This window comes from Bacillus sp. SD088, from assembly GCF_017355205.1.
In the GTDB taxonomy this organism is placed as follows: Bacteria; Bacillota; Bacilli; order Bacillales; family Bacillaceae_C; genus Lederbergia.
Genome location: NZ_JADIJK010000033.1, coordinates 35,214 through 55,470, shown reverse-complemented (window position 1 = coordinate 55,470; position 20,257 = coordinate 35,214). Strand labels below are relative to the sequence as shown.

21 protein-coding genes are annotated in these 20,257 nt (G+C 37.4%); 14 read left to right on the top strand and 7 right to left on the bottom strand.

What is annotated here, in order from left to right; translation table 11 throughout:
* Positions 1-107: 107 nt before the first annotated feature.
* Positions 108-518: a GNAT family N-acetyltransferase gene (locus IPU53_RS21870; protein ID WP_242698496.1), complete on the top strand. Its 411-nt coding sequence runs from the start codon at positions 108-110 to the stop codon at positions 516-518.
* Positions 519-1,107: 589 nt separating this feature from the next.
* On the opposite strand, the gene IPU53_RS21865 is transcribed toward IPU53_RS21870, so the two are convergent.
* Positions 1,108-2,040, bottom strand: a complete 933-nt coding sequence (locus tag IPU53_RS21865; protein WP_207453145.1) for a helix-turn-helix transcriptional regulator — start codon at positions 2,038-2,040, stop codon at positions 1,108-1,110.
* 121 nt (positions 2,041-2,161) lie between these two features.
* Here IPU53_RS21865 and IPU53_RS21860 point away from each other — a divergent pair, with 121 nt between their 5' ends.
* The 4 genes from IPU53_RS21860 to IPU53_RS21845 all read left to right on the top strand — a co-directional run bounded on the left by IPU53_RS21860 (position 2,162) and on the right by IPU53_RS21845 (position 4,202).
* Positions 2,162-2,800, top strand: a complete 639-nt coding sequence (locus IPU53_RS21860) for a type 1 glutamine amidotransferase family protein (RefSeq protein WP_207453143.1) — start codon at positions 2,162-2,164, stop codon at positions 2,798-2,800.
* A gap of 68 nt (positions 2,801-2,868) precedes the next feature.
* Positions 2,869-3,153 (top strand): hypothetical protein, encoded by a 285-nt coding sequence (locus IPU53_RS21855; RefSeq protein ID WP_207453141.1) that lies wholly within the window; start codon positions 2,869-2,871, stop codon positions 3,151-3,153.
* A gap of 153 nt (positions 3,154-3,306) precedes the next feature.
* Entirely contained in the window at positions 3,307-3,492 is a 186-nt protein-coding gene (locus IPU53_RS21850) for a hypothetical protein (protein WP_207453140.1), read from the top strand.
* A gap of 530 nt (positions 3,493-4,022) precedes the next feature.
* The gene (locus IPU53_RS21845) at positions 4,023-4,202 is read left to right on the top strand and encodes a hypothetical protein (RefSeq protein WP_207453139.1); all 180 of its coding nucleotides are present in this window, start codon (positions 4,023-4,025) and stop codon (positions 4,200-4,202) included.
* Between the two features lie 287 nt (positions 4,203-4,489).
* On the opposite strand, the gene IPU53_RS21840 is transcribed toward IPU53_RS21845, so the two are convergent.
* Positions 4,490-4,963 carry a MarR family transcriptional regulator gene (locus IPU53_RS21840; RefSeq protein ID WP_207453138.1) on the bottom strand — a complete coding sequence of 158 codons (474 nt, stop codon included), beginning with the start codon at positions 4,961-4,963 and terminating at the stop codon, positions 4,490-4,492.
* A gap of 359 nt (positions 4,964-5,322) precedes the next feature.
* Between IPU53_RS21840 and IPU53_RS21835 the strand changes: the two genes are divergently transcribed.
* The 3 genes from IPU53_RS21835 (at position 5,323) to IPU53_RS21825 (ending at position 8,394) form a co-directional block, all read left to right on the top strand.
* Positions 5,323-6,987: an FAD-dependent monooxygenase gene (locus IPU53_RS21835; protein WP_207453137.1), complete on the top strand. Its 1,665-nt coding sequence runs from the start codon at positions 5,323-5,325 to the stop codon at positions 6,985-6,987.
* A 2-nt stretch (positions 6,988-6,989) separates the two neighbouring features.
* Positions 6,990-7,430, top strand: coding sequence for an SRPBCC family protein (locus tag IPU53_RS21830; protein WP_207453136.1), 441 nt, complete (start codon positions 6,990-6,992; stop codon positions 7,428-7,430).
* A 217-nt stretch (positions 7,431-7,647) separates the two neighbouring features.
* Positions 7,648-8,394 (top strand): class I SAM-dependent methyltransferase, encoded by a 747-nt coding sequence (locus IPU53_RS21825; RefSeq protein WP_207453135.1) that lies wholly within the window; start codon positions 7,648-7,650, stop codon positions 8,392-8,394.
* 327 nt (positions 8,395-8,721) lie between these two features.
* Here the strand turns inward: IPU53_RS21825 and IPU53_RS21820 are convergent, their stop codons facing one another.
* On the bottom strand, positions 8,722-9,654 hold the full coding sequence (locus tag IPU53_RS21820; RefSeq protein WP_207453134.1) for a LysR family transcriptional regulator: 933 nt from the start codon (positions 9,652-9,654) through the stop codon (positions 8,722-8,724).
* Positions 9,655-9,792: 138 nt separating this feature from the next.
* Here IPU53_RS21820 and IPU53_RS21815 point away from each other — a divergent pair, with 138 nt between their 5' ends.
* Complete coding sequence (locus IPU53_RS21815; protein WP_207453132.1) at positions 9,793-10,134, top strand: VOC family protein; 342 nt, start codon at positions 9,793-9,795, stop codon at positions 10,132-10,134.
* Positions 10,135-11,012: 878 nt separating this feature from the next.
* Here IPU53_RS21815 and IPU53_RS21810 read toward each other — a convergent pair.
* The gene (locus tag IPU53_RS21810; protein WP_207453131.1) at positions 11,013-12,251 is read right to left on the bottom strand and encodes an alpha/beta hydrolase family protein; all 1,239 of its coding nucleotides are present in this window, start codon (positions 12,249-12,251) and stop codon (positions 11,013-11,015) included.
* A 252-nt stretch (positions 12,252-12,503) separates the two neighbouring features.
* Here IPU53_RS21810 and IPU53_RS25110 point away from each other — a divergent pair, with 252 nt between their 5' ends.
* From IPU53_RS25110 to IPU53_RS21795, 3 genes are all read left to right on the top strand, one after another.
* Positions 12,504-12,614 carry a hypothetical protein gene (locus tag IPU53_RS25110; protein ID WP_313886548.1) on the top strand — a complete coding sequence of 37 codons (111 nt, stop codon included), beginning with the start codon at positions 12,504-12,506 and terminating at the stop codon, positions 12,612-12,614.
* Positions 12,615-12,930: 316 nt separating this feature from the next.
* A complete protein-coding gene (locus IPU53_RS21800; RefSeq protein WP_207453129.1) occupies positions 12,931-13,440 on the top strand; it encodes a MepB family protein in 510 nt (169 codons plus the stop codon).
* A gap of 240 nt (positions 13,441-13,680) precedes the next feature.
* Positions 13,681-14,940: a HipA domain-containing protein gene (locus IPU53_RS21795; protein WP_242698495.1), complete on the top strand. Its 1,260-nt coding sequence runs from the start codon at positions 13,681-13,683 to the stop codon at positions 14,938-14,940.
* Positions 14,941-15,411: 471 nt separating this feature from the next.
* Here the strand turns inward: IPU53_RS21795 and IPU53_RS21790 are convergent, their stop codons facing one another.
* Entirely contained in the window at positions 15,412-15,813 is a 402-nt protein-coding gene (locus IPU53_RS21790; RefSeq protein WP_207453127.1) for a VOC family protein, read from the bottom strand.
* A gap of 732 nt (positions 15,814-16,545) precedes the next feature.
* Between IPU53_RS21790 and IPU53_RS21785 the strand changes: the two genes are divergently transcribed.
* The gene (locus IPU53_RS21785; protein WP_207453125.1) at positions 16,546-17,736 is read left to right on the top strand and encodes a multidrug effflux MFS transporter; all 1,191 of its coding nucleotides are present in this window, start codon (positions 16,546-16,548) and stop codon (positions 17,734-17,736) included.
* 270 nt (positions 17,737-18,006) lie between these two features.
* Here the strand turns inward: IPU53_RS21785 and IPU53_RS21780 are convergent, their stop codons facing one another.
* Positions 18,007-18,447 carry a cell wall hydrolase gene (locus IPU53_RS21780; protein WP_207453123.1) on the bottom strand — a complete coding sequence of 147 codons (441 nt, stop codon included), beginning with the start codon at positions 18,445-18,447 and terminating at the stop codon, positions 18,007-18,009.
* Positions 18,448-18,718: 271 nt separating this feature from the next.
* On the opposite strand from IPU53_RS21780, the gene IPU53_RS21775 reads away from it, so the two are divergent.
* Positions 18,719-19,300: a GNAT family N-acetyltransferase gene (locus IPU53_RS21775; protein ID WP_207453121.1), complete on the top strand. Its 582-nt coding sequence runs from the start codon at positions 18,719-18,721 to the stop codon at positions 19,298-19,300.
* Positions 19,301-19,752: 452 nt separating this feature from the next.
* Here IPU53_RS21775 and IPU53_RS21770 read toward each other — a convergent pair whose 3' ends face one another.
* Complete coding sequence (locus IPU53_RS21770; RefSeq protein ID WP_207453119.1) at positions 19,753-20,190, bottom strand: VOC family protein; 438 nt, start codon at positions 20,188-20,190, stop codon at positions 19,753-19,755.
* Positions 20,191-20,257: the final 67 nt, after the last annotated feature.

Genomic DNA, 20,257 nt, shown 5'->3' with positions numbered 1-20,257 from the left:
GCTTTTTATGCATGGCCCTGCGGGCCATGCATAAAAGGTATGCCATTACCTACATTTTTAGTTTGCCATAAACAGATATTACTGATTCAAAATGGGCTAATGAAGTATTGAATGTTCAGATACTTTCCTACAAGACGGAAGTAATATTAATTGGTTCAGATGAGATACCACTATTAAAAGATACTATTGATACGCTGCTGCAATGTAGAGAAATTTTCTATGGCTATTTCGTAGATGATGAATTAAGTGGAGTTATATCTATAAAAATAGAAAATGATGTCATGGATATACATCGATTATTTGTACATCCCAAACATTTTAGAAAAGGAATTGCCCAGATACTATTAGATTTTATTCAGGTCAACGAGGAAGGCTTTAAGCAAATCATTGTATCAACTGGATCTCAAAATACACCTGCTATAAGATTTTATCAAAAAAATGGGTTTTCAATAATAAAAGAAATTAAAGTAGCAGATCATTTGTCATTAACTTTTTTCCTTAAAGAAATTTGTATTTAACGTTCACTTTAAAGTTAGAGAAAGAATGGTATATTTTGAACAAAGAAAAAATTAATATTATTTAGTTTTTAAAAATAGTAATCAAGGTAAACAATAAATAGGGTCAAAAATCTTAATAATGGATTAAGTTCATTGGCATTGAATCTGCTCCAACAAAGATAAATTTTACATCTCTTTTTTTCCTTCATTTCATGGTACTTGCCGGGTTTGGAAATAATCATATCTCTTTTTATGATTTCTATTTCTTCTCCATCTCTTGGATGGAAAATGCCTGTTCTATAGATGCAAATCTAAAGTTTTTCTCCAATGGGATGGGAATAAGACTACAACTTAATTTGAAATGGGAATGCCTATTTATTTAACAGCATTTGTCCTAAGATTAAATGGACAAAATAAGCTAAAAACAATATAGTTCCCTACCAAAAACCCTACCAAGAAAACATTTTGATAGGGAATTTTATTTTTCGGTAGAAAAGACAAATATTATGTACGTTTCATTTATAGTTTTAAATGGCACTATTTTAACTTGATAGATAGCAACAGATTTAACTAAATAGAACAGTATAAGGATAAAATTGAAATTCTTGATTTAATTTTCATATAAGTTAGCTAGATTATATATTTTCCGTTTCAATTCTGTTCGGATATGTAAAGGCTCTAAGCATTCACATTTATCACCAAAACTTAAAAGGATATTGTAATAATAGTCGTTTTCTATAAAAGGGAAAGTAACAATGTAGTATTCATCACCGTCTGGTGAAAAATCTTCATACTTACAATAATCAAGTACTCTATCCATGACAGATTTATGAATACGAAGTTTGATCTTTGTTTGTATAGTTGCCAAAATATCAGTAAAATCCAATAGTGGTTTTTGATAATCTCGTGGCGTAAAGAAGATCTTTTCTAATTTTAGGTTTGATATACGAGCTAATTTGAACAGACGAAAATCATTTCTTTTATAACAGTATCCTTGAAAATACCAATGATTACCCTTCAATACAATTTGATGGGCTTCAGCTTCTCGTTCCGTTTTATTTCCATGACGGTCGGCATATTCAAACGAAAGTAGCTTGTTTTCTTGTAAAGCCATTTTTATGATTTCTAAATATGGTTGTACATTCCTATAACCTATCCACTGACTTAAATCGATATGTATTTGATCAGTTTTTAATTTAATCTCGTCAACTCTATCCACTGGGATAAAACTTTTTACTTTCGCAAGGGCATTTAACAGTTCGTCACTTTGTATCATGTTGGAGAGACTAGAAAGTCCTGTCAAAATAGTAGAAATATCAGTAGTTGAAAAAACTTTTCTATCAATTTTATAGTTTGTCATGATTTCAAAGCCACCTCCTACTCCCGATGTTGAGCGAATCGGAATACCTGCCATGTTGATGGCATCTATATCACGGTAGATTGTGCGTGTTGAAACTTCAAACATATCTGCTAACTCCTGTGCGCCTATCCGTTCTTTATCGAGTAGTATCATAATAATGCTAACAAGCCTGCTAATCTTCATCTGTTAACCGCCTTTCAAAAATAATTTCTTCATTCTAGATTGTTGCCATATTGTTGTCAACAATAGATACGTATAATCATAATGAAACAATCAATCTATTACAATCAAATGGAGGAAAATTATGAAAACAATCTATATTTATGTACTTGATACTTTAGCTGATTGGGAACTAGGATATGTTACTTCGGAGTTGAATTCTAGGAGATTTTTCAAAGAAGACGCGAATCAAATATCGATTAAAACAGTCAGTTACTCCAAACAATCAATCAGTACAATGGGCGGAATGACAATAGTTCCTGACTACTTAATTGATGACATTATTGTAAGTGAAACAAGCATGCTGTTATTACCAGGTGCAGATACATGGAATGATCCAAAGCATGAAGCTATTCTCGTAAAAGCAAGCGAGTTGCTCTCTGTAGGTGCTACAGTATGTGCAATCTGTGGAGCTACCGCAGCACTTGCTAATTTTGGGATACTAGATAACCGTCCGCATACTAGCAATGGTCCGGGATTCCTTGAAATGGTTTGTTCTGATTATAAAGGACAAGATTTTTATATAGACCAACCATCTATTGCATCTAATAACCTTATTACTGCTGGTTCCACTGAAGCTTTGCTATGGACGAAACAAATCATTGAGTGCTTAGATGTTTTTAAGTCAAACACATTAGAATCTTGGTATAACTATTTTAATACTGGTGATTCTAAATATTTCTTTGAACTTATGCAAACTCTACCATTTAACAATAAAAATTAAACTATTTTGTTATTATCAAAATCTTAAAAAGAGATTACTAAATGTGCTAATCTCTTTTTGATATTTTTATGTCCAGTAAATCAATTGATGAGTTTAATGCTGATGTCTTAGTTGGATTACGAAGATTAGGACGTAGCTCACCAGAAATAACTTTAAAACATTATGCATACTTATGGAGTAGAAATGATGAACCACTTGCTGAAAAAATGGCAGGGAATATTAAGTTTAATTTTTCTAAGGAAACTTATATGGATTTCAATGGAAATCAGGACACGAGAATGGAGTTGGTTCCTGCCAAAACCCTGCCATATGGGAGAGGAGTTAAGCTAAAAGCAGTGGTAGCAAGGGTCTAGGTAGCCCAGCTACAGTTAAATTTTATTGTTTATTTGATTTTTGGAAACAAACTATTTTATAGTTTACTTACTCGTTGATCTTTTAAAATGAAACTTTATATAATCTAAATCGTATCTATAAGTATCTAAAAGAATAACAATGGAGGTGATTGAATGAATAAAGTGTTGGCGTTCTCAATTTTAGGGATGGGGTTAACTGGTGCCGTCTTAATCATCTCGGTTCCTCTATTCTTCAACAATCCGATAGGAAATGTATTGAAGATAGTTACTGCTGGTTCATTAACAGCTTTCGTTATATTCGCTATTTCGGCTCTGGTGCTTCGAAAGAAGATAATTTAGTGATATGAATAAAGCAGCATTAAGGAAACCTTTTGATGGCTGTTTGTAAGGGTTGTGGGAAACGATGGGGTTTATCCCGCATTAACTGGCTGTAAAACCCCCACTGATTGAAGTTTCACTTTATTAGATAAAATTTATTTTTGAATAAAAATAGTGATATTCATTTTCCGTTAACGAAACAAAGAGCGGACTTATCTGGAAATTTAGATTGTGACAAATGGATCCATTATCCCAATGAATACCTCCTGGAGAGGGCGGGAAAATACCCATTACATAAAACTAATTTGGAAATATATCTAATGTAGAAATGTAATTATGAAGAAATGTACGTAAGATGACGAACTCGAGCTGAATTAGAATATAAAATAATTCTAAAGATTAGGGAAAATTCCAGCTAAACCGATTTACTTTAATAAGGGCATTATTGTTATGATGATTTCAGAAGTGAGAGCAAAATTTTGGTATATCGGCTGATACCTCGCGTTATTATGAGCGAATCACCTATAGAACCTAAGAACAACACAGAGTGAATGATTCAAGTCATTTTGTATATGCGTGAAGCAGGGATGTCTATCGAATTGTTGCTTGAATATGGGAAATTGGTTCATCAAGCTGATGAAACGGTGCCAATAAGAGAAGAACTATTAATCGAGCGGTGGAAAGGACTGAACTCCGAAGTGATAGCACTCATTAATTATGTGCTATCTTAGTAGCTAATCATATCTCAGAAAGCGTTAACTATGCATACAAATGTAGCACGTATTTTCCACAGCACTGATATATGCTTGAGGCACAGCTTTCTATAAAGTTTGACCAAAATTACAGCATTGGCCAGATTAAATGGCAAATACAAAGAATCCATTTTAAAAATGGATTCTTATTGAGGATCTGATGTTCAAATTTTTTAATTGTTAATCTGGCTTCACTGGATGCCAGATTAGAGAGAATCATGAATTTCTGATCTAATCGTGGCAAAATCGGTCAATCGACGAAGATATTACTCTTTTTTTTGGAGTGTTTTTGTCCACTCCATAGTCATCTTTGTGCTCCGGGAAACATAATCGAGAATAATACTTAGTTCTTCGTCAGTGTATTTATCCAAAAGTTGTACTGTCCACTGCGAGATTGATTCGAATAGCTCCTCAATCACCTTTATATTTTCTGGAACAAGCTCAACCAGCAAGCGTCTTCGGTCATTGGGATCTTTAACCCGGCGGGCGAATCCGGCTTGCTCCAATCTGTCAATCACTCCCGTAATCGCACCAGTGGTCAGGTTGCTTTCTTCAGCAAGCTCACCAGCAGTCAATGATCCTCTTCGATGTAATAGTTCCAAACATTTGTGATCTGTTTGATTCAGTCCGAGATGTTTAGCGATAGCTTGGTGAAAAAAAATAGTTGATGTACTTGAAATCTTCGCTTGATTGAGCAAGTCGTAAATTAATTCGTCGCGTTTAAAAAATTGGGTTGACATTTGAGAACACCTACCTTACAATCTAAATATCTTAGTAACTAAGATATTTACTTATTCGTTAATCAATGGAATAAGACTTATTATGAATAATAACAGATAAGAAGGAGGAATTCCAGCAAAAAACCTTGTTTTTCAGGAAAGAGGAAGAGAGAAGAGCCTAATTAAAAGTTTCATGTTGTGATTATTGACAGAGGGTTGGGAAGTCTTTGGCTTAGAGAGACTAAAAAAGTAGGTATTTGTGTGCCTAACCTATGCATGGGATCAGATACCAACTTGCTGTTTAACCAGATAAAAGATATTTGTTTATATGGTCTATCGGATTTTATTTAAAATGACTACTAATGAAGGAAGGGTTTTCTATGAACAGTAACATTAGTAATTCCTCTCAATACGATGAGGCAATCCCTGTCCTTATTGTCGGGGGAAGTTTGATAGGGCTTTCTATGTCTCTATTGCTCTCTCGGCAGGGAATTGATACGCTGCTTGTCGAGCGCCATCCCGGCACTGCGATTCATCCGCGTGTGGCTAGTCTGACTGCACGGACCATGGAAATTTTCCGTACTGTTGGGGCTGAATCCGCCATTCGTCGAGTTGAACCAGCGTTCTCGCTGGGCAGCAATGTCCCACTTGCCGAGAGTCTAGTAGGGGAGCCAATCGATAATCTTATGGAAGACTTCAGTGCATACTTTACCGATGCCAGTCCAGTAAAAGGGAGCCTTATCGCTCAGGACGTATTGGAATCAGTTCTGCCTGAGCTTGCAGCAGAGGCTGGGGGGAAACTTTGCTATGAAACTAAGCTTGTCGATTTTAAGCAAGATGTGGATGGCGTTTCAGCCACTATTCAGGACATAGTTAGCGGAACAAAACGACGGGTGCGAGCACAGTATCTGATCGCAGCCGATGGTAGTCGGAGCAGGATTAGGAAGAAGCTTGGAATCGGTCACCATGGCGCAGATGGCCTTGGACATAACATCAGTATTCTCTTCGGAGCGACTGGATTAATGGAAGAATTTCGCAAGCGGGAGGCTGTCATGTGCTTTCTAGCTAACGACACCGTGGCCGGTGCGCTTACTGCTTATCCGGGGTCAATCGTGCGTCCCGATGTTTTCCGGCTAGACGTTCCCTATGATCCCGATGAAGAGACTGTTGATGACTTTACCAAGGACCGTTGCCTGCCCCTTATTCAGGCAGCCATCGGGATTCCTAATTTCCCGGTGCAAGTCAAAACAATTCTCCCTTGGGAGATGGTCGCACGGATTTCCGATCGCTTTCAGCAAGGACGTGTGTTCCTTGTTGGTGATGCCGCACGTGCTCAGCCACCTACAGGCGCACTGGGAGGGAATACCGGAATCGCCGAGGCGCAAAATCTCGCTTGGAAACTTGCTGCTGTCCTACGTGGTGAGGCTAAAGAAAAATTACTCGATACCTATGATATGGAACGTCGTCCGTTGGCGGACTTTACAGTGGAACAGGTGACCCAGCTTTCCCAGCAACGCTTTAATGAAGGGTCAGAAGGGATCACGGTTGACACTTTAGCAATTAATATGGGTTTCCGGTATAACGTAGGAGCAATCGTACAGGAAAATGATGAGAACCTGCCGCTTGTCCAGCGACCGGAGTTTTGGACGGGACAGCCGGGGACACGGGCACCCCACGTTGCGCTTCAACATCAAGGTGAAAAGATTTCGATACTGGATTTGTTCGGGTCTTGCTTCGTCTTACTTGTAGGACCCGAGGGGCAGAACTGGCTAGATGCTGCAAAATGCATGAGTGATGAATTACGCTTCCTTTTAGACGTTTATTGGATTGGCACCCCTGAAGGAGATCTCATCGATCAGGAGAACGCGTTTTGTGATGCATATGGAATTACTCGTACCGGGGCTGTACTTGTGCGCCCTGACGGATTCGTCGGGTGGCGAAGCAAAGGTTCAGAAGGAAATGCGCAGGAAAGTGAAAAAGAATTGTCACAGGCGCTTTCCAAACTACTCTTTCGTAGTGAACATAAAATAAAGGGAGGCAGATAGAAGTGGCCATCTTTGAATATATTGATACATTTGAATTTTCTTCAGCAACCGTTTTTGCCTATATTTCCGATCTAGAAGCACGAAATAAATGGGTAAAAGGTATCCTTGAGTCGCGGGTTATACCAGAAGGACCGGCTCAACTGGGGTCGAGCTACTTTGAAGCTGGCAAATACTCCGGTTACAAGAGCGAAAAAACAATGTATGTGACGGAATATGAACAGGATTATCTACTCACCTTGGCAACTCCTCCCGAGGTGCGCGAATCATTCCGCGAAACCTACCGGATTGAACCGCTCTCTGGGAACACTTGTCGCGTATATTTCACTATTGAGGTTGGTGGTGTCCCGAAGGTTGCAGAGTTTTTTATGACTCAATCAATGAAGAAAGAACAACCAAAGACTAGTGAGCGTCTTAAAGCGATTCTTATTAAAGAGAATGAGTAAGGTAAATTGAATTTCCGATATTAGAGTGCCGGATTGGAAAAAAGATTGATTAAAAATCTTGTTATCGATTCTCCTGTCTTTTAAAAACAAGCTGGTAACCTTTCAATAGGAAGTATACTAAAATTGGTTATTGAACTTTGGCTATCGGCTCAGATTGAATAAACGAATGGTGATTTAATAAGGCAAGCTTGGGAATTTACAAAGTGTGGGGGATAAGATGAGAAAAATTGCGATTAAACCTAATTACGGAGTTGATGCACCAGTTGTAATACGGTATTTATCCATTCTTAGTGTTGTGATGCTTATTTTAAGTATCGTTTCTTTTTGGCTTTTCCAAGGTACTTGGCGTTGGTTAGGTCTGACACTGAGTGTGATTTTCGGAATTACATTTTTGATTGGATTACTGGAAGGAATTTATATGTATTGGAGTAGTAAGGTTGGGAAATTGCGTGAACGAGAAAGATTATTGGATTTAATAACATTTCAAGGTAATGAGAAGGTACTTGATATCGGATGTGGTCGAGGGTTAGTAATGAACGCTACCGCTAGAAGACTAATAACGGGTAGAGTGTTTGGTATGGATATTTGGAATTCGTATGATCAATCTGGTAATCATCCAGATGTTACACGGAAAAACGCAAAAATAGAAGGCGTCGCTGAAAAAATCGAAATAGTAACTGGTGATGCCCGTAGAATGCCGTTTGACAAAGAAACATTTGATGTGGTTGTATCAAGTCTTGCAATCCATAATATTTATGATCGGGAAGAAAGATGTCAAACGTTGGGAGAGGTTCTTCGGGTATTAAAGCCTGGTGGTCAATTTGCTATTCTCGATTTTCAACACGTTAAGGAATATTTGCAAATCTTTAAGGAATTTGAAGCCACGGATGTAAAGCTAGTTGGTCCACATTATCTCATGTTTCCTCCTGTGAAAATTGTAATAGGTCGAAAACCTGTGCAGTAATCTTTATTCAAGAAAAGGGCGTAGTTGCGGAATAAGCACTATTGAATAACACAAGCAGAAAATGATCAAACCTTTTTACAAGAATTCCTCACTATTTTAGGGCGTGTTTTGAAGAATCTCAAAACATGCCCTAAACTTTTTCTGAACCAAGCTCCATAAGCCCGCCACTTTGACCAAGCTTTTTTACAAACCTTGCATCAAGGCTGTTTTGCACTAACCTCGAACAGTTTTTGTAAGGGGCACTGATGGGAGAAGAGGTTTGATATTTCTACTGCTGAGGAGGTAATCAGGCAGAAAGAGCTCTTTATGTGATAATGAAATCTTCTATTATTTTTCGAAATACCGAACAAGAAAATCTCGAAAGTTAGATGCTGCCCTTGATTGGTAACGATTTTCAGTCCAAGCCAGCTGAAAGATACGCTGACAAAGGGGGGTGATGATATGCAGTAAAATCGGTGAACCGTCATCCGTTTTACAGGGGGCAATGGGCATTGATTGGTGAGACATTGTAGAAGAAATCGGTGAGTCATCACGCGATTTGCATGTCCCTACAAACGCCACCCCAAGACCAGCGCGTACAAGGCTAATGATGGCTAAGGGTTCGTCAACCTCGCACACGACATTCGGCTCAAAGCCCGCCTCTTGGCAAAGGCTATCATTTATCTTACGGAAATGGGTGCCCTTTTTGAAAGAAATAAATGGCTCACTTCTTAGTTCACTTAAGGAAATGCTTGTTTTGTTCCTAAATCGATGTTCCGGTGGTATGGCCAAAAAGATTTCTTCCTCCAGTAAAGGAAATTCGCGAATTCCTGGACGTTTGATTGGCATGGAAGTAAAGCAGAAATCGACCTCGCCAGTTTCCAGCAATAGTTCCATTTCTTCCATTGGGGTCTGAGTAATACGAAAGCTGACTTTGGGATAAAGGGAACGAAACCTACCCACCGGTTCGGAAAGACGATCTAGGGTAGTGGTTGCCAAATAAATACTTCCCCGTTCCGCCCCCGAAAGATCAGAGAGTTCCCTACGACCTTCTTCAAGAGCGGCTAATGCTGCTTCGGTTTTCTTCAAATAGGCCTTACCGAACTTATTTAGTCGAATTTTTCTTCCTTGTCGATCAAATAACGGGACCCCCAGGTCCTTTTCTAACCTAGAGATGGTTTTGCTAAGGGCAGGTTGCGCAACTCGAAGCTCTTCAGCTGCCTTTGACATGTGTTCCAGTCTAGCGACGGTACGAAAATAATGTAGCTGTAATAACTCCATAGGATATAACTCCTTCGTTGATATACTTGAAGGAATATACATATTCCGAAATATATATTTTTATTAATATACAATTGATTGTAATATAAAGATAATATCAATGCAATGTAGTACATGATGAAGAAAGGATGGTAAAAAATGAAACTTAACCACCTCAATCTTACTGTTACCGATGTGGCTGCTGCTCGAAGATTTTTAGAAAATTATTTTGGTATGACATTAGGGGGAAGTCTAGGAAACGGATTTGTAGCAATGCTTGATGATGATGGTTTCGTGCTGACTTTAATGCAGGGAAAGGAAGTCCATTATCCGAAAAGTTTCCATATTGGATTCCCTCAGGAAAGTAGAGACCAGGTAGACCAAATCAATCAGCATTTGAAAGAGGATGGGTATGATGTAGATCCTCCGCGGCACGCCCATGGTTATACCTTTTATGTCAATGCTCCTGGAGGATTTTTGGTCGAAGTTAATAGTGAATGAAAGTGGTGGATTATTTTGATTGTTGGGAAATTAAAAGGATTACAAACAAAACGTTCTACTTACTCAAAAACGCTCTATATTGCAGAAATGGTGCTTCATATTTTTTGAATCAGGAAGCGCCTAATGTGGGGATTTCCGCAGTGCGGGCTCTTAGAAATCAAGTATCTCCTTGTTTAAGAGTAACGAGGAACTTATAGTCTAGTATATGAAGTTAGATGGAACGCGTATGGAGTAGGGGCAAGTCAGAGATTACTTCAAACGCTCACCTATTGCTGACTATTGTTGAATAAAGGGAAATAAGTTAACAGTAGACTAATGAAAGACTAAACAACCACTCAGCATATTCACTAAGTGGCTGTTTAGTCTTTTAGGTGTTTTCTTTTATGCTGAGAATTTCTTTATTAATTTCCTTTCTCTCAGTACCGTCAAAAGTAGTAAGTTTTGGGGAGCGGGGACATCAAACTGAAAGGTAGTTAGCCCACCTTACTCTTTTTTATGAAGAAATAAAAAAATAATTCTACTGGTATAATCATGAAGGGAGCAAAAGAAAAATTGGTTGGATTGAGTTCAGTCGAATATCGAACTCAATCCAGCCAATCAGCTGCATAATAAAACTCTAATTTTTAGGGGGAACCACCGTCTTATGTGTTTTTTTGTATGGAAAGATATTTTTTATATTTTTTCCAGAAATGCAACAAATCCTCTTTTTCACATTGAGGGTAACTTTGAAAGGAAATAAAAGAGCAAGGCTCACTTCCTTTCATGACACGAAAGGGGGTAAGTAAAATGAAACCATCTTTTTTTCAAACAAGGATTGAATATCAGTCTGATTATATCTGTATGCTTGCTATGAAAAATGAGCGAAAGAATTACCTACTCTATCTTTCTAGGCTTGCAAATCTTGAAATGACTTTTTCTGATGTTGGCGAATTATTCAAAACATGATCTAACCAGGTGAATATGCGGTGGTTAGCCAATTTTAATGCTCCAAAATGGCAATGCTCTTCAGCAGAATCTTCAGCAGTAAACTTCATATACGTTTTGGAACTTCTTAAAGATTTGTACAATTGTTCGGGTTGTCCTGCAAAGGCATGATCATGTTCAGCTTCGCAAACGAGTACCGGACACTTGATTTTCCCAGCAACGCCTTCTAAGGTAAAAGGTTCCGTTTTGTGTACCAGCTCTTCCAGATTAGTTGCTGAAAAAGTGAACTGTCCATTTTCAATTCCCCATCGAATACTTGTATTTTGTGCCATAATCGACGCAATAAAATTATCCATCTCTGGTGAATTAAACTTGAGTTCTCCATTTTCTTTTCCGCCTAATGCCGCAGCTATTTCCCCCACTTGGAAGGAGAATAGGCCGTCATTTGCTATGCATGCAGCAAGCCTGTGTTCATAAGCAGCTGCGCGCGGAGCCAAATAACCACCTAAACTGATCCCCATTAATGCGATTTTGTCAGAGATAACTTCTGGACGCTTGGTCAGGTAATCGACCACTGGTGTTACGGTAGCCTCCCAGTCATGTCTGAATGGAATTCGTTGCTCACGTATAACAGCTCCTTGTCCTGGCCCCTCGAACACCAAGCAATGATACCCTTTTTCTAAAGCAGAGATAACAACTTGGAAATAAAGCTCTTCTGCGGTGGAATCATATCCACCGTGAACAATTAGTGTAGGAGCAGGCTGATCTCCTGCTAAATACAAGTAACCGGGCAAATCCGTGTTTTCATAAGGAATAGTAACAATCTCCCAATGATGATCGAGTAAAGTAAGCGCGTGTCTGAACGTGCTTCGGCTCAATCTCCACGTTTCCAGAATACGTTTATCCTCCGGATTGCCATGGAGAAAAAATTCGGCTGTACGGTAGTAATTCGATGCACGTAAATAGAAGTCTCTCGCACTACTCTTATTGCCATGCTTGCTGCTTTCGTCAGCTTCCCGATGAACCCTGATTGCAGTCTTTAGCCATTCCTCATACCAGCTTTCAAAATTACCTTCTTCAATTCGATAGGCAGTAGATAGGCATTCACCTATGTCCGCCCCTCCAAAAGCAGTGTAACCCATTGTCCGAAGCAATTCGAATGAAAAAGTCTGATCTTTAAAAATAAGTTTCACAATAAACACACTCCTTATATTAGGTTAATTTTAATCTATGTTAATATTAACCTATGTGATTTTGCGTGTCAATTATTATTTTATGTTAAAATTAACCTATCTAAATCAATGTGTATAAATCCAGAGCTTGAAAGAGGAGAACTTTATGAATAATATCCAATACACCTTATTAGGATTATTAGCATGAGAACCGTTAAGCGGATATGAAATAAAGCAGCAAATCAACAGCAAAATTATCCATCTCTATCGAAATTGGAAAAACCTGGATTTATTGAATTGCAAGCTATTGAACAAGAGTCTTATCGTCCGCCTCGAAAAATTTACAGAATTACGGCTAGTGGCATATTGTATTTGCTCGACTGAGAGACATTTTTCTTCATCGGTAGATACCATTGGTGGACCCTCATGAAAAATTGGAACGATATAATACAAAGCGGCAAGGATAATAGCTTAAAGTCCAAGTAGTTAGTAAGCGCTCTACAAAGTGTTTCCATGTAACGGTATTTACTTAAACTGTTTTAAAAAAATAAAATTTGGTAGGGATTTTTTTAGTATTTATTATGGCTTTATAATAAAGTTCGATATGTGTTAAAAGGGTTTGATACAATAGCGTTAACAAGCTGGATTTTGAGAGAATGCAACAAACAGCCCATTTTGTTTGGAATTTAGGAGTGAAGAAATGAATAATTTTTTAACAGCATTATCTTATGTAAATAAAATGATTTACAAGCCGAATCACTTAACTGTAAAGGCAGTTCAAGAAGAAAAGCAAAATGCAAAGTATGGTGCTGGAACATTTCAATTATCTTCTAAAACAGTTCGGTTCAGAGTTGCGAATGTAACACCTACTAAAGTAGGGCAGTTTGTAGCATTATGGGAAAAAGATAAAGATAATAAAAATCAACCTTACCCATATGATGAAGCCCCGGATTTATTAGTTATAACTACCATTAAAAATGAACATGAGTTTGGGCAATTTATTTTCCCGAAAGAAATTCTTTTAAAACAGAACATTCTTAGATCTGCCTCAACAAAGGGGAGAATGGCAATAAGAGTTTATCCTAGCTGGGATTGTCCAAGCAGTAAACAAGCGCTGAAAACTCAAAAATGGCAGCTTCCCTATTTTGTTGATATGTGTAACTCGAATAAATTACCCTTAGAAAAAATAATAGAACTGTATTCACTTTAAGCTTCTGCAAACAGAACATTTGATTGATTATAAATGAGTCGCAGGAAGTGAAATGCATTATGCGATCCGGAGAACATATCTTGAACATCAAAAGGATAGGAATATTAGTGAATATGATCGAATGCTTGAAGGACGTGAATAGTGTATTTGTGTTATTATTTAGCTAGGTTAGAATGTTTACTAAGAAAAAGCTATAAACAAATCAAAGTTTTAATCATCAATTAAAAGAAGGTGTAAAAATTGAAGTATACTTTGATGCATAAACAAACACCAGTAGTTGAAATAAACCTAGACGAACAAACATCATCTATTGCCAAAATAGGTGAGATACATGATGGAAAACATGTGCCAATTGGTATAGAAGTTAAGAAGGGGAAGGTTAATCGAGCTTCATTAAATGAATGGTGGAGATCAAGATCAATACCAGCAAGTAGGGATGGTATTCGGGAAGCCTTAGAAAAATTGAATATAATAGAAACCGAAAAGCTATTAGAGAAATCTTTAGGTTTAAGTCTTTCAGATCAATATTGGATTTGTCCTAAAGGATCTGATATAAAATGGGTTGATGTGAACTTTTTTGACAATACATTTTCTGAGGATGTAGGTAATATTCTAATTGGTTTTCATACAGAAAGTGAAGAAATAAGTTTAATGTCTCCTGACAATACATCAGATGGATGGCTGAAAAAGAAATGGACAATCGTTAATGGTAAGCGTTGTTTGATAAAAGGTGGAAGTGGAGCAACTCAACAAGAACCTTATAATGAAGTGTTTGCTAGTAAAATATGCGAGCGATTAGGTATTCATCATATACCGTATTCTTTAATGAAGCAAGAAGAGTATCCCTATAGTGTTTGCGAAAATTTTGTTACTTCAAATACAGAATTAATTAGTGCGTGGTATGTCATGCAAACAGAGAAAAAACAAAATCATGTATCTGTTTATCAGCATTATTTAAACTGTTGTAACGATTTAGGAATACCTAACATAGAAGAATCTATAAACCAAATGTTAGTGCTTGATTATTTAGTTATGAATGAGGACAGACATCAATACAATTTTGGCGTTATTCGCAATGCAGAAAACTTGGAATGGTTAGGTGCTTCACCTGTATTTGATAGTGGAACTTCCTTATGGTATTCGAAACCAGTGTCTCTCATTCATGCAGATGGCAAAATAAACTGTAAACCATTTAAAAATAACCATGAGGATCAGATCAAACTTGTAACAGATTTTGATTGGGTTGATTTATCTTCTCTTAAAAATATAGAGGAAGAGTATAGAGAAATTGTAAAGGATTCTCTATTTGTTGATGAGGCACGAACCGATGCTATTTGCTTTGCTTTTTGTGAACGTGTAACAATGCTTCAAGAAGTCATCAATGATAAATCAAGAAATCATTACTTTGCAGGACTTGATACTACTTCTGATGTAAAAAAAGATATAAAAAATAGCGGACATAAGAATTTAGAAAAAAAGGGAAATAAATTTAAACGGTAAAAGAAGCCTCTACTTGTGTGGTTATTCCATAGGTAATAGAGGTTTCTTGTTTTTTAAATTAATAAAAAAAAGGTCAGTACCTCAAAATGGAAATGATTTAAGACCAGTTGGAAATTATGCATTGGATATAGTTTTGGTGCTTATGGTCAATCTGCTCCATTGATTGAAAAATATTTAAAGAGGCTGAGACAAAACTAAAAAATCGAGCTCTAAAACCGAACAATGTATTACCTTAGCGTAGAAATATACGAAGACTCCTGCGGGAGGTCGGCTAATGACGGTCACGTCCAGTGACCAACACCGACACTAGAACATCGTGTTCGTCGCAAAGGCATCGGTGAAATCCCGGAGTGCGACAGCATGAGGAAGCTCACCAGCCGCCTGCGGAAAGCCCCGTCACTTATCTTACTCTCACTTCCCGTGGGAGTCTGCGTCGGCTAAGGCAATACATTGTTCGTCTTTGACGGTATTCTATTCTTCTTTTATATCTAGCTGATACAGGTCAAAGGCATTACCATACAAATCTTCGAAACCTGCGCCTTTTCCTCCGGGAACTGACTTAGGTTCGCTGTGGAAGACCACACCCTTTGCTTTCATTTCATGATAGTCTGTTTCAATGTCTTCGCTTAAAAACATCAGCGCCGCTCGTCCTACCAGTTGTCTACCAATCATTTGTTCTTGCTCTGGTGTCTCGGCCTTCATTAATTCCAATTGTGTCTCACTAGTTTCCGTTGGAGAAACCGTAAGATATTTCCAGCCCGGAGAAAACTCTATTTCTTCCCGAACAACAAAACCTAATGCTTCAGTATAGAATTGTTTTGCTTCCTCAAGGTCCTTAACGAGAATAGGTACTTGTGCAATCTGTGTAATCATATCAATATCTCCTTCTTTTACGGTATTTCCAGTCACTTTACACTAGCCTTTTTTCATGTGCTCCCTGGAATTTTTCATCTAAATCATCAAGTTGAAAACTCACTAATTAAACGAATAAAGGTATTGTCGTTGGTTAAAATCGCCTTCACTAGTATAGCCTTGTCTTTCCGTATCAATTAGAAATATACTGAATGGCTTCCTTAGCATTTCCATCCAACATCAAATACGGGGCAACTTTTACTGCCATTTTTCCCTCCTTGGTTTTAACGTAATTCAATCGTATCATAGTCATTTCTTTAACATTTCTTTTCGATTGCTGTCTCATCCTTCCTGTGACCAGGGAGCAAATCATAGCAGCAAATACCAATGTGATATTGGATTTCGGATTTTGGACTCGTGATGGACGGGAGAAAATTAGACTCTATTTTGCTGAAAAGGGAATTGAAACAGAAGATCAATGATAGAATGATTAAGCTTTTTTACAAAATCGATACTTAAATCTGTCGAGTAAAAATGGGTTTGCTACCTATTTTTGATTGAACTTTATTCCAAATCTACCAAAGTAGCGCTGTTTTACTTTTATTCCTTTCAATTGTATAATCTTCTATGTATTTTTTATTAAAAGGAAGTGAATTCATGAGTGAATTAGAAAAGATTAAACTCGTGAAACCCCCATTTCCCAAGCTATGATGTTTTTCTTTCAAACCTATAATTACCTAGGGGAGGATTATTTTGAGGAAAAACATCGGAAACAAAACACCAAGCTTATTATTATTGATTATATTAGTAGGCTTTCCACAAATTAGTGAAACAATTTTTAGCCCATCATTACCTTCTATCGCAGAAGCGTTGGAAACTTCTATGAGTGATGCACAACTTACGATGAGTGTGTACTTTATCGCTTTTGCTTTCGGAGTATTTTTCTTTGGGCGTTTATCCGATAAAATTGGTCGTCGCAAGGCGATGCTTTATGGGGTGTTTATATATTTTGTTGGTAACGTACTTTGTTTAGTAGCTAATGAAATGGCGGTTTTATTAGTCGCACGCTTTATTCAAGCGTTTGGTGCAAGTGTTGGCTCTGTCGTGACACAAACGATTTTACGCGAAAGCTTTTCAGGCGTTGAGCGTCATAAACTGTTCGCTCAAATTTCAGCTGCAATAGCCTTTACACCTGCTATTGGCCCGTTAATCGGTGGCTTTACCGATTATTATTTTGGCTTTAAAGTTGTATTTTTGGTGTTAGTCACTATGAGTATTATTGTATTTTGCTATGCTTTTTTACGCCTGCCTGAAACAGCCCTTACTACAATCGAAATGAAGCCTTTATTACCAATAGTGAAGCGCATATTTACAAATGCGCGTCTATGGTGTTATGGCGTATTAATTGGCTGTATTAACGGTGTATTATTTAGCTATTATACCGAAGCACCATTTATTTTTACACAATACTTTAAACTAACAAGTGCGATGTATGGTTTTTTAGGCATTATCGTTGCACTCGCTTCTATCGCAGGTGCGTTGCTATCTAAACGACTCGTTAGCCACACAAAACCTGAGAAGATTATCTTAGCCGGGTTAGCCATTATGCTCATCGGTACATTGCTTGCTACATCGGTACATTTTTTATCGATTTCATTACAAATGCCAACCATGATTGTTAGTGTGTTCATTATTTTATTTGGTACAGGTACTGCTTTACCAAACTGTTTAAGTTTAGCGCTCACTGATTTTCAAGACGTTATTGGTTCTGCAAGTGCGCTATTTAGTTTAGGTTATTATTTACTCGTCAGCGCTATAATCTATGGTATGAGCATTTTCCATAATGAAACAGTCCTTGCGATGCCACTATATTTTTTAGCACTAGGGGTTATTATGCTTTTAATAAGCTTACTCTTACTTTATAAACGAGATGCGATGTGTTGAAGAATGTCGAAATTCTTTAAAAGGTTACATTTTAAAAAAAGATAAATGATTTACCTTTCGTTGGAAATGTAAATTTTACTGTATTAAAGAGGGGCAGGTTCATCTTTTCATGAACCTGCCCTAGCTTTATTAAATTACAATGCTATCTAATAAGCTTGATGTTAGTAAATAATTATGATTAACAGATTGTAAATAATCCAACATACTGTAGTTTCCTGCCAAAAACTTTATAGTATGGATGAGTCTTATCAGCTTATATTTGCAAAATCATCAACCATTATAAACACTCTCACATGTTCCAGGTGCTGGTTCATAAAAACAATGCTGTTTGAATTGACCAGTAAAAGGTTGATCATACCATGTTGGAGGGCACGGAGCATATGGATTAAAGTACCAAAGGGCATATTTTGCTGGGTGATCTCTCCAATGCTCCAAAGTTTGCCTTGCTAATTTTCTTTCTGACTCTCTTGCTCTTTGATAGAATGCATTCCCTTTTTGAACAGCTTCAAATGAGTAATTTCCTCCTTGTACTTGAAAAATGACCTGTTCAACTGTTCTCAAATCATTAAAATCACTACAATCTGCTACAACACGGTTAACAATTACGTTTCCCACATATAGCATTCCTTGTTTTCCTTCACCCTCAGCCTCTGCTCTCATCATCCTTGCCATTAAGTCAACGTCTGCATTTCGGTAAGCAACTCTTCCCATTTTCTCACCTCCAAAATATATTTGTGAGGGAAGGCTCACATTCATATCCTTATTGGTTTTAATTTTGAAATGAAAATTGCCACTTATAATAAAGTATGATAAAAAATTCTGTTCATGCTGAATTTAAAAAATGAGTATGAACTAAATCTTTATAGAGACTCACTTACGTAAGGAAAAATCCGGATCTTTCCTTTATAAAAATAAACAACTATCACTTTAATATAGATCAGTTTGTTTATATAATCATACTAAAGAAAAAAGGAGAAGAGTGATGGAAATAACACCAGTAGTATTAATAGGAGATAGAGTCAAGATACAACCTATGGAGGATCATCACGTACAGGCATTATTTGAGGCGGGAAATAATCCAGATATATGGGCTTATATGCCAATGAAGATTCAATCGATTGAAGATATAAGGTTCCTTGTGGATGGAGCACTTCAAGCGAGAGAAAAAGGAAGTGAATTTCCTTTTGTTATCTTCGATAAGGAGTCGGGGAAAATTGTGGGAAGTACTCGTTTACTTAATATATCCATCCCAAACCGTAACTTGGAAATTGGTTGGACATGGCTGGCTCCAACTGTTTGGCGAACTAGAATAAATACAGAATGTAAGTATCTTCTTTTAAAGCACTGCTTTGAGACACTTGGGGCGATTCGTGTTCAATTAAAAACGGATGGTCGTAATATGCGGTCTCAGCAGGCAATTGAACGACTGGGTGCGGTAAAAGAAGGAGTGCTTCGGAATCATGTTATTATGCCTGATGGTTATTTAAGAGACTCAGTGTTTTATAGTGTAATCGACCGAGAATGGGCATTAGTGAAGAATAAATTGGAGAGTATGTTACAATAATCCCGTATTTTTGAAGTATCTTCAGTATTTAACTGGCTGTAAAACCCCGATTTGGTTCGGCCGACAGGAAGTTGGTCACAAAGGCGTTGCGACGTACAGGACGTACTAGTGCGGGCGAAACGACAGGATGTCGTGCTTTGAGCCTGCCGACAGGACGTCGCGAATTTAGCCTTTGATCTTCTGAAATCAGTGGGGGATGAAGGAAACTGAAGGAAACCCCCACTGATTGAAGTTTCACTATATATGAATGAACATAGCAGTAAAAACGCCATTAATGATTTTTACAATATATAGAGTGCATCCCCCGAATTAATTATAAATTCAGATGCTTGCTCAATTTCACTTGTCCATATCGGAGGAATCCATAATTAAATAAGCACTCGAAAACAGGGCCTAAAGCCAAATCCCATTTTTGAGTGCTTACCTAGCGCAATAAAAAAGTATTCGTTTAATTATTCCTGCAGGTTTGTTGAGATTTGCCATGTCACGCCAAATTTATCTGTTACTTGTCCATATAATGGACTCCAGAAGGTTTCTTGTAGCGCCATAATTTCTTGCCCATCTTCTAATAGTTTTGTAAATACTTCTTTTGATGTCTCAGCATTATTAATGGTAATAGCGATCGATACTTGTGATCCTAGCTGATAAGATTCTTCATGCGGACCAGGAAAAGTATCTGAAATCATTAAATCTGTATCCCCTATTTTCAAATGAGCATTTAAGACTCGATTTTTTGCCTCATCAGTCATTAGTGGTGATCCAGGATTTTCTGGCATATCGCCAAATGTCTGTACATTTAAAACGGTTGCATTCAACGCATTCTCATAAAATTTAATAGCTTCTTGCCCATTACCGTTCATTGTCAAATACGGATAAATATTCACAATCATTAAAACATCTCCTCGTTATATTAGTTTTTTCTAATTGATAATGTAAACTAATCATACCAGTAGTTTG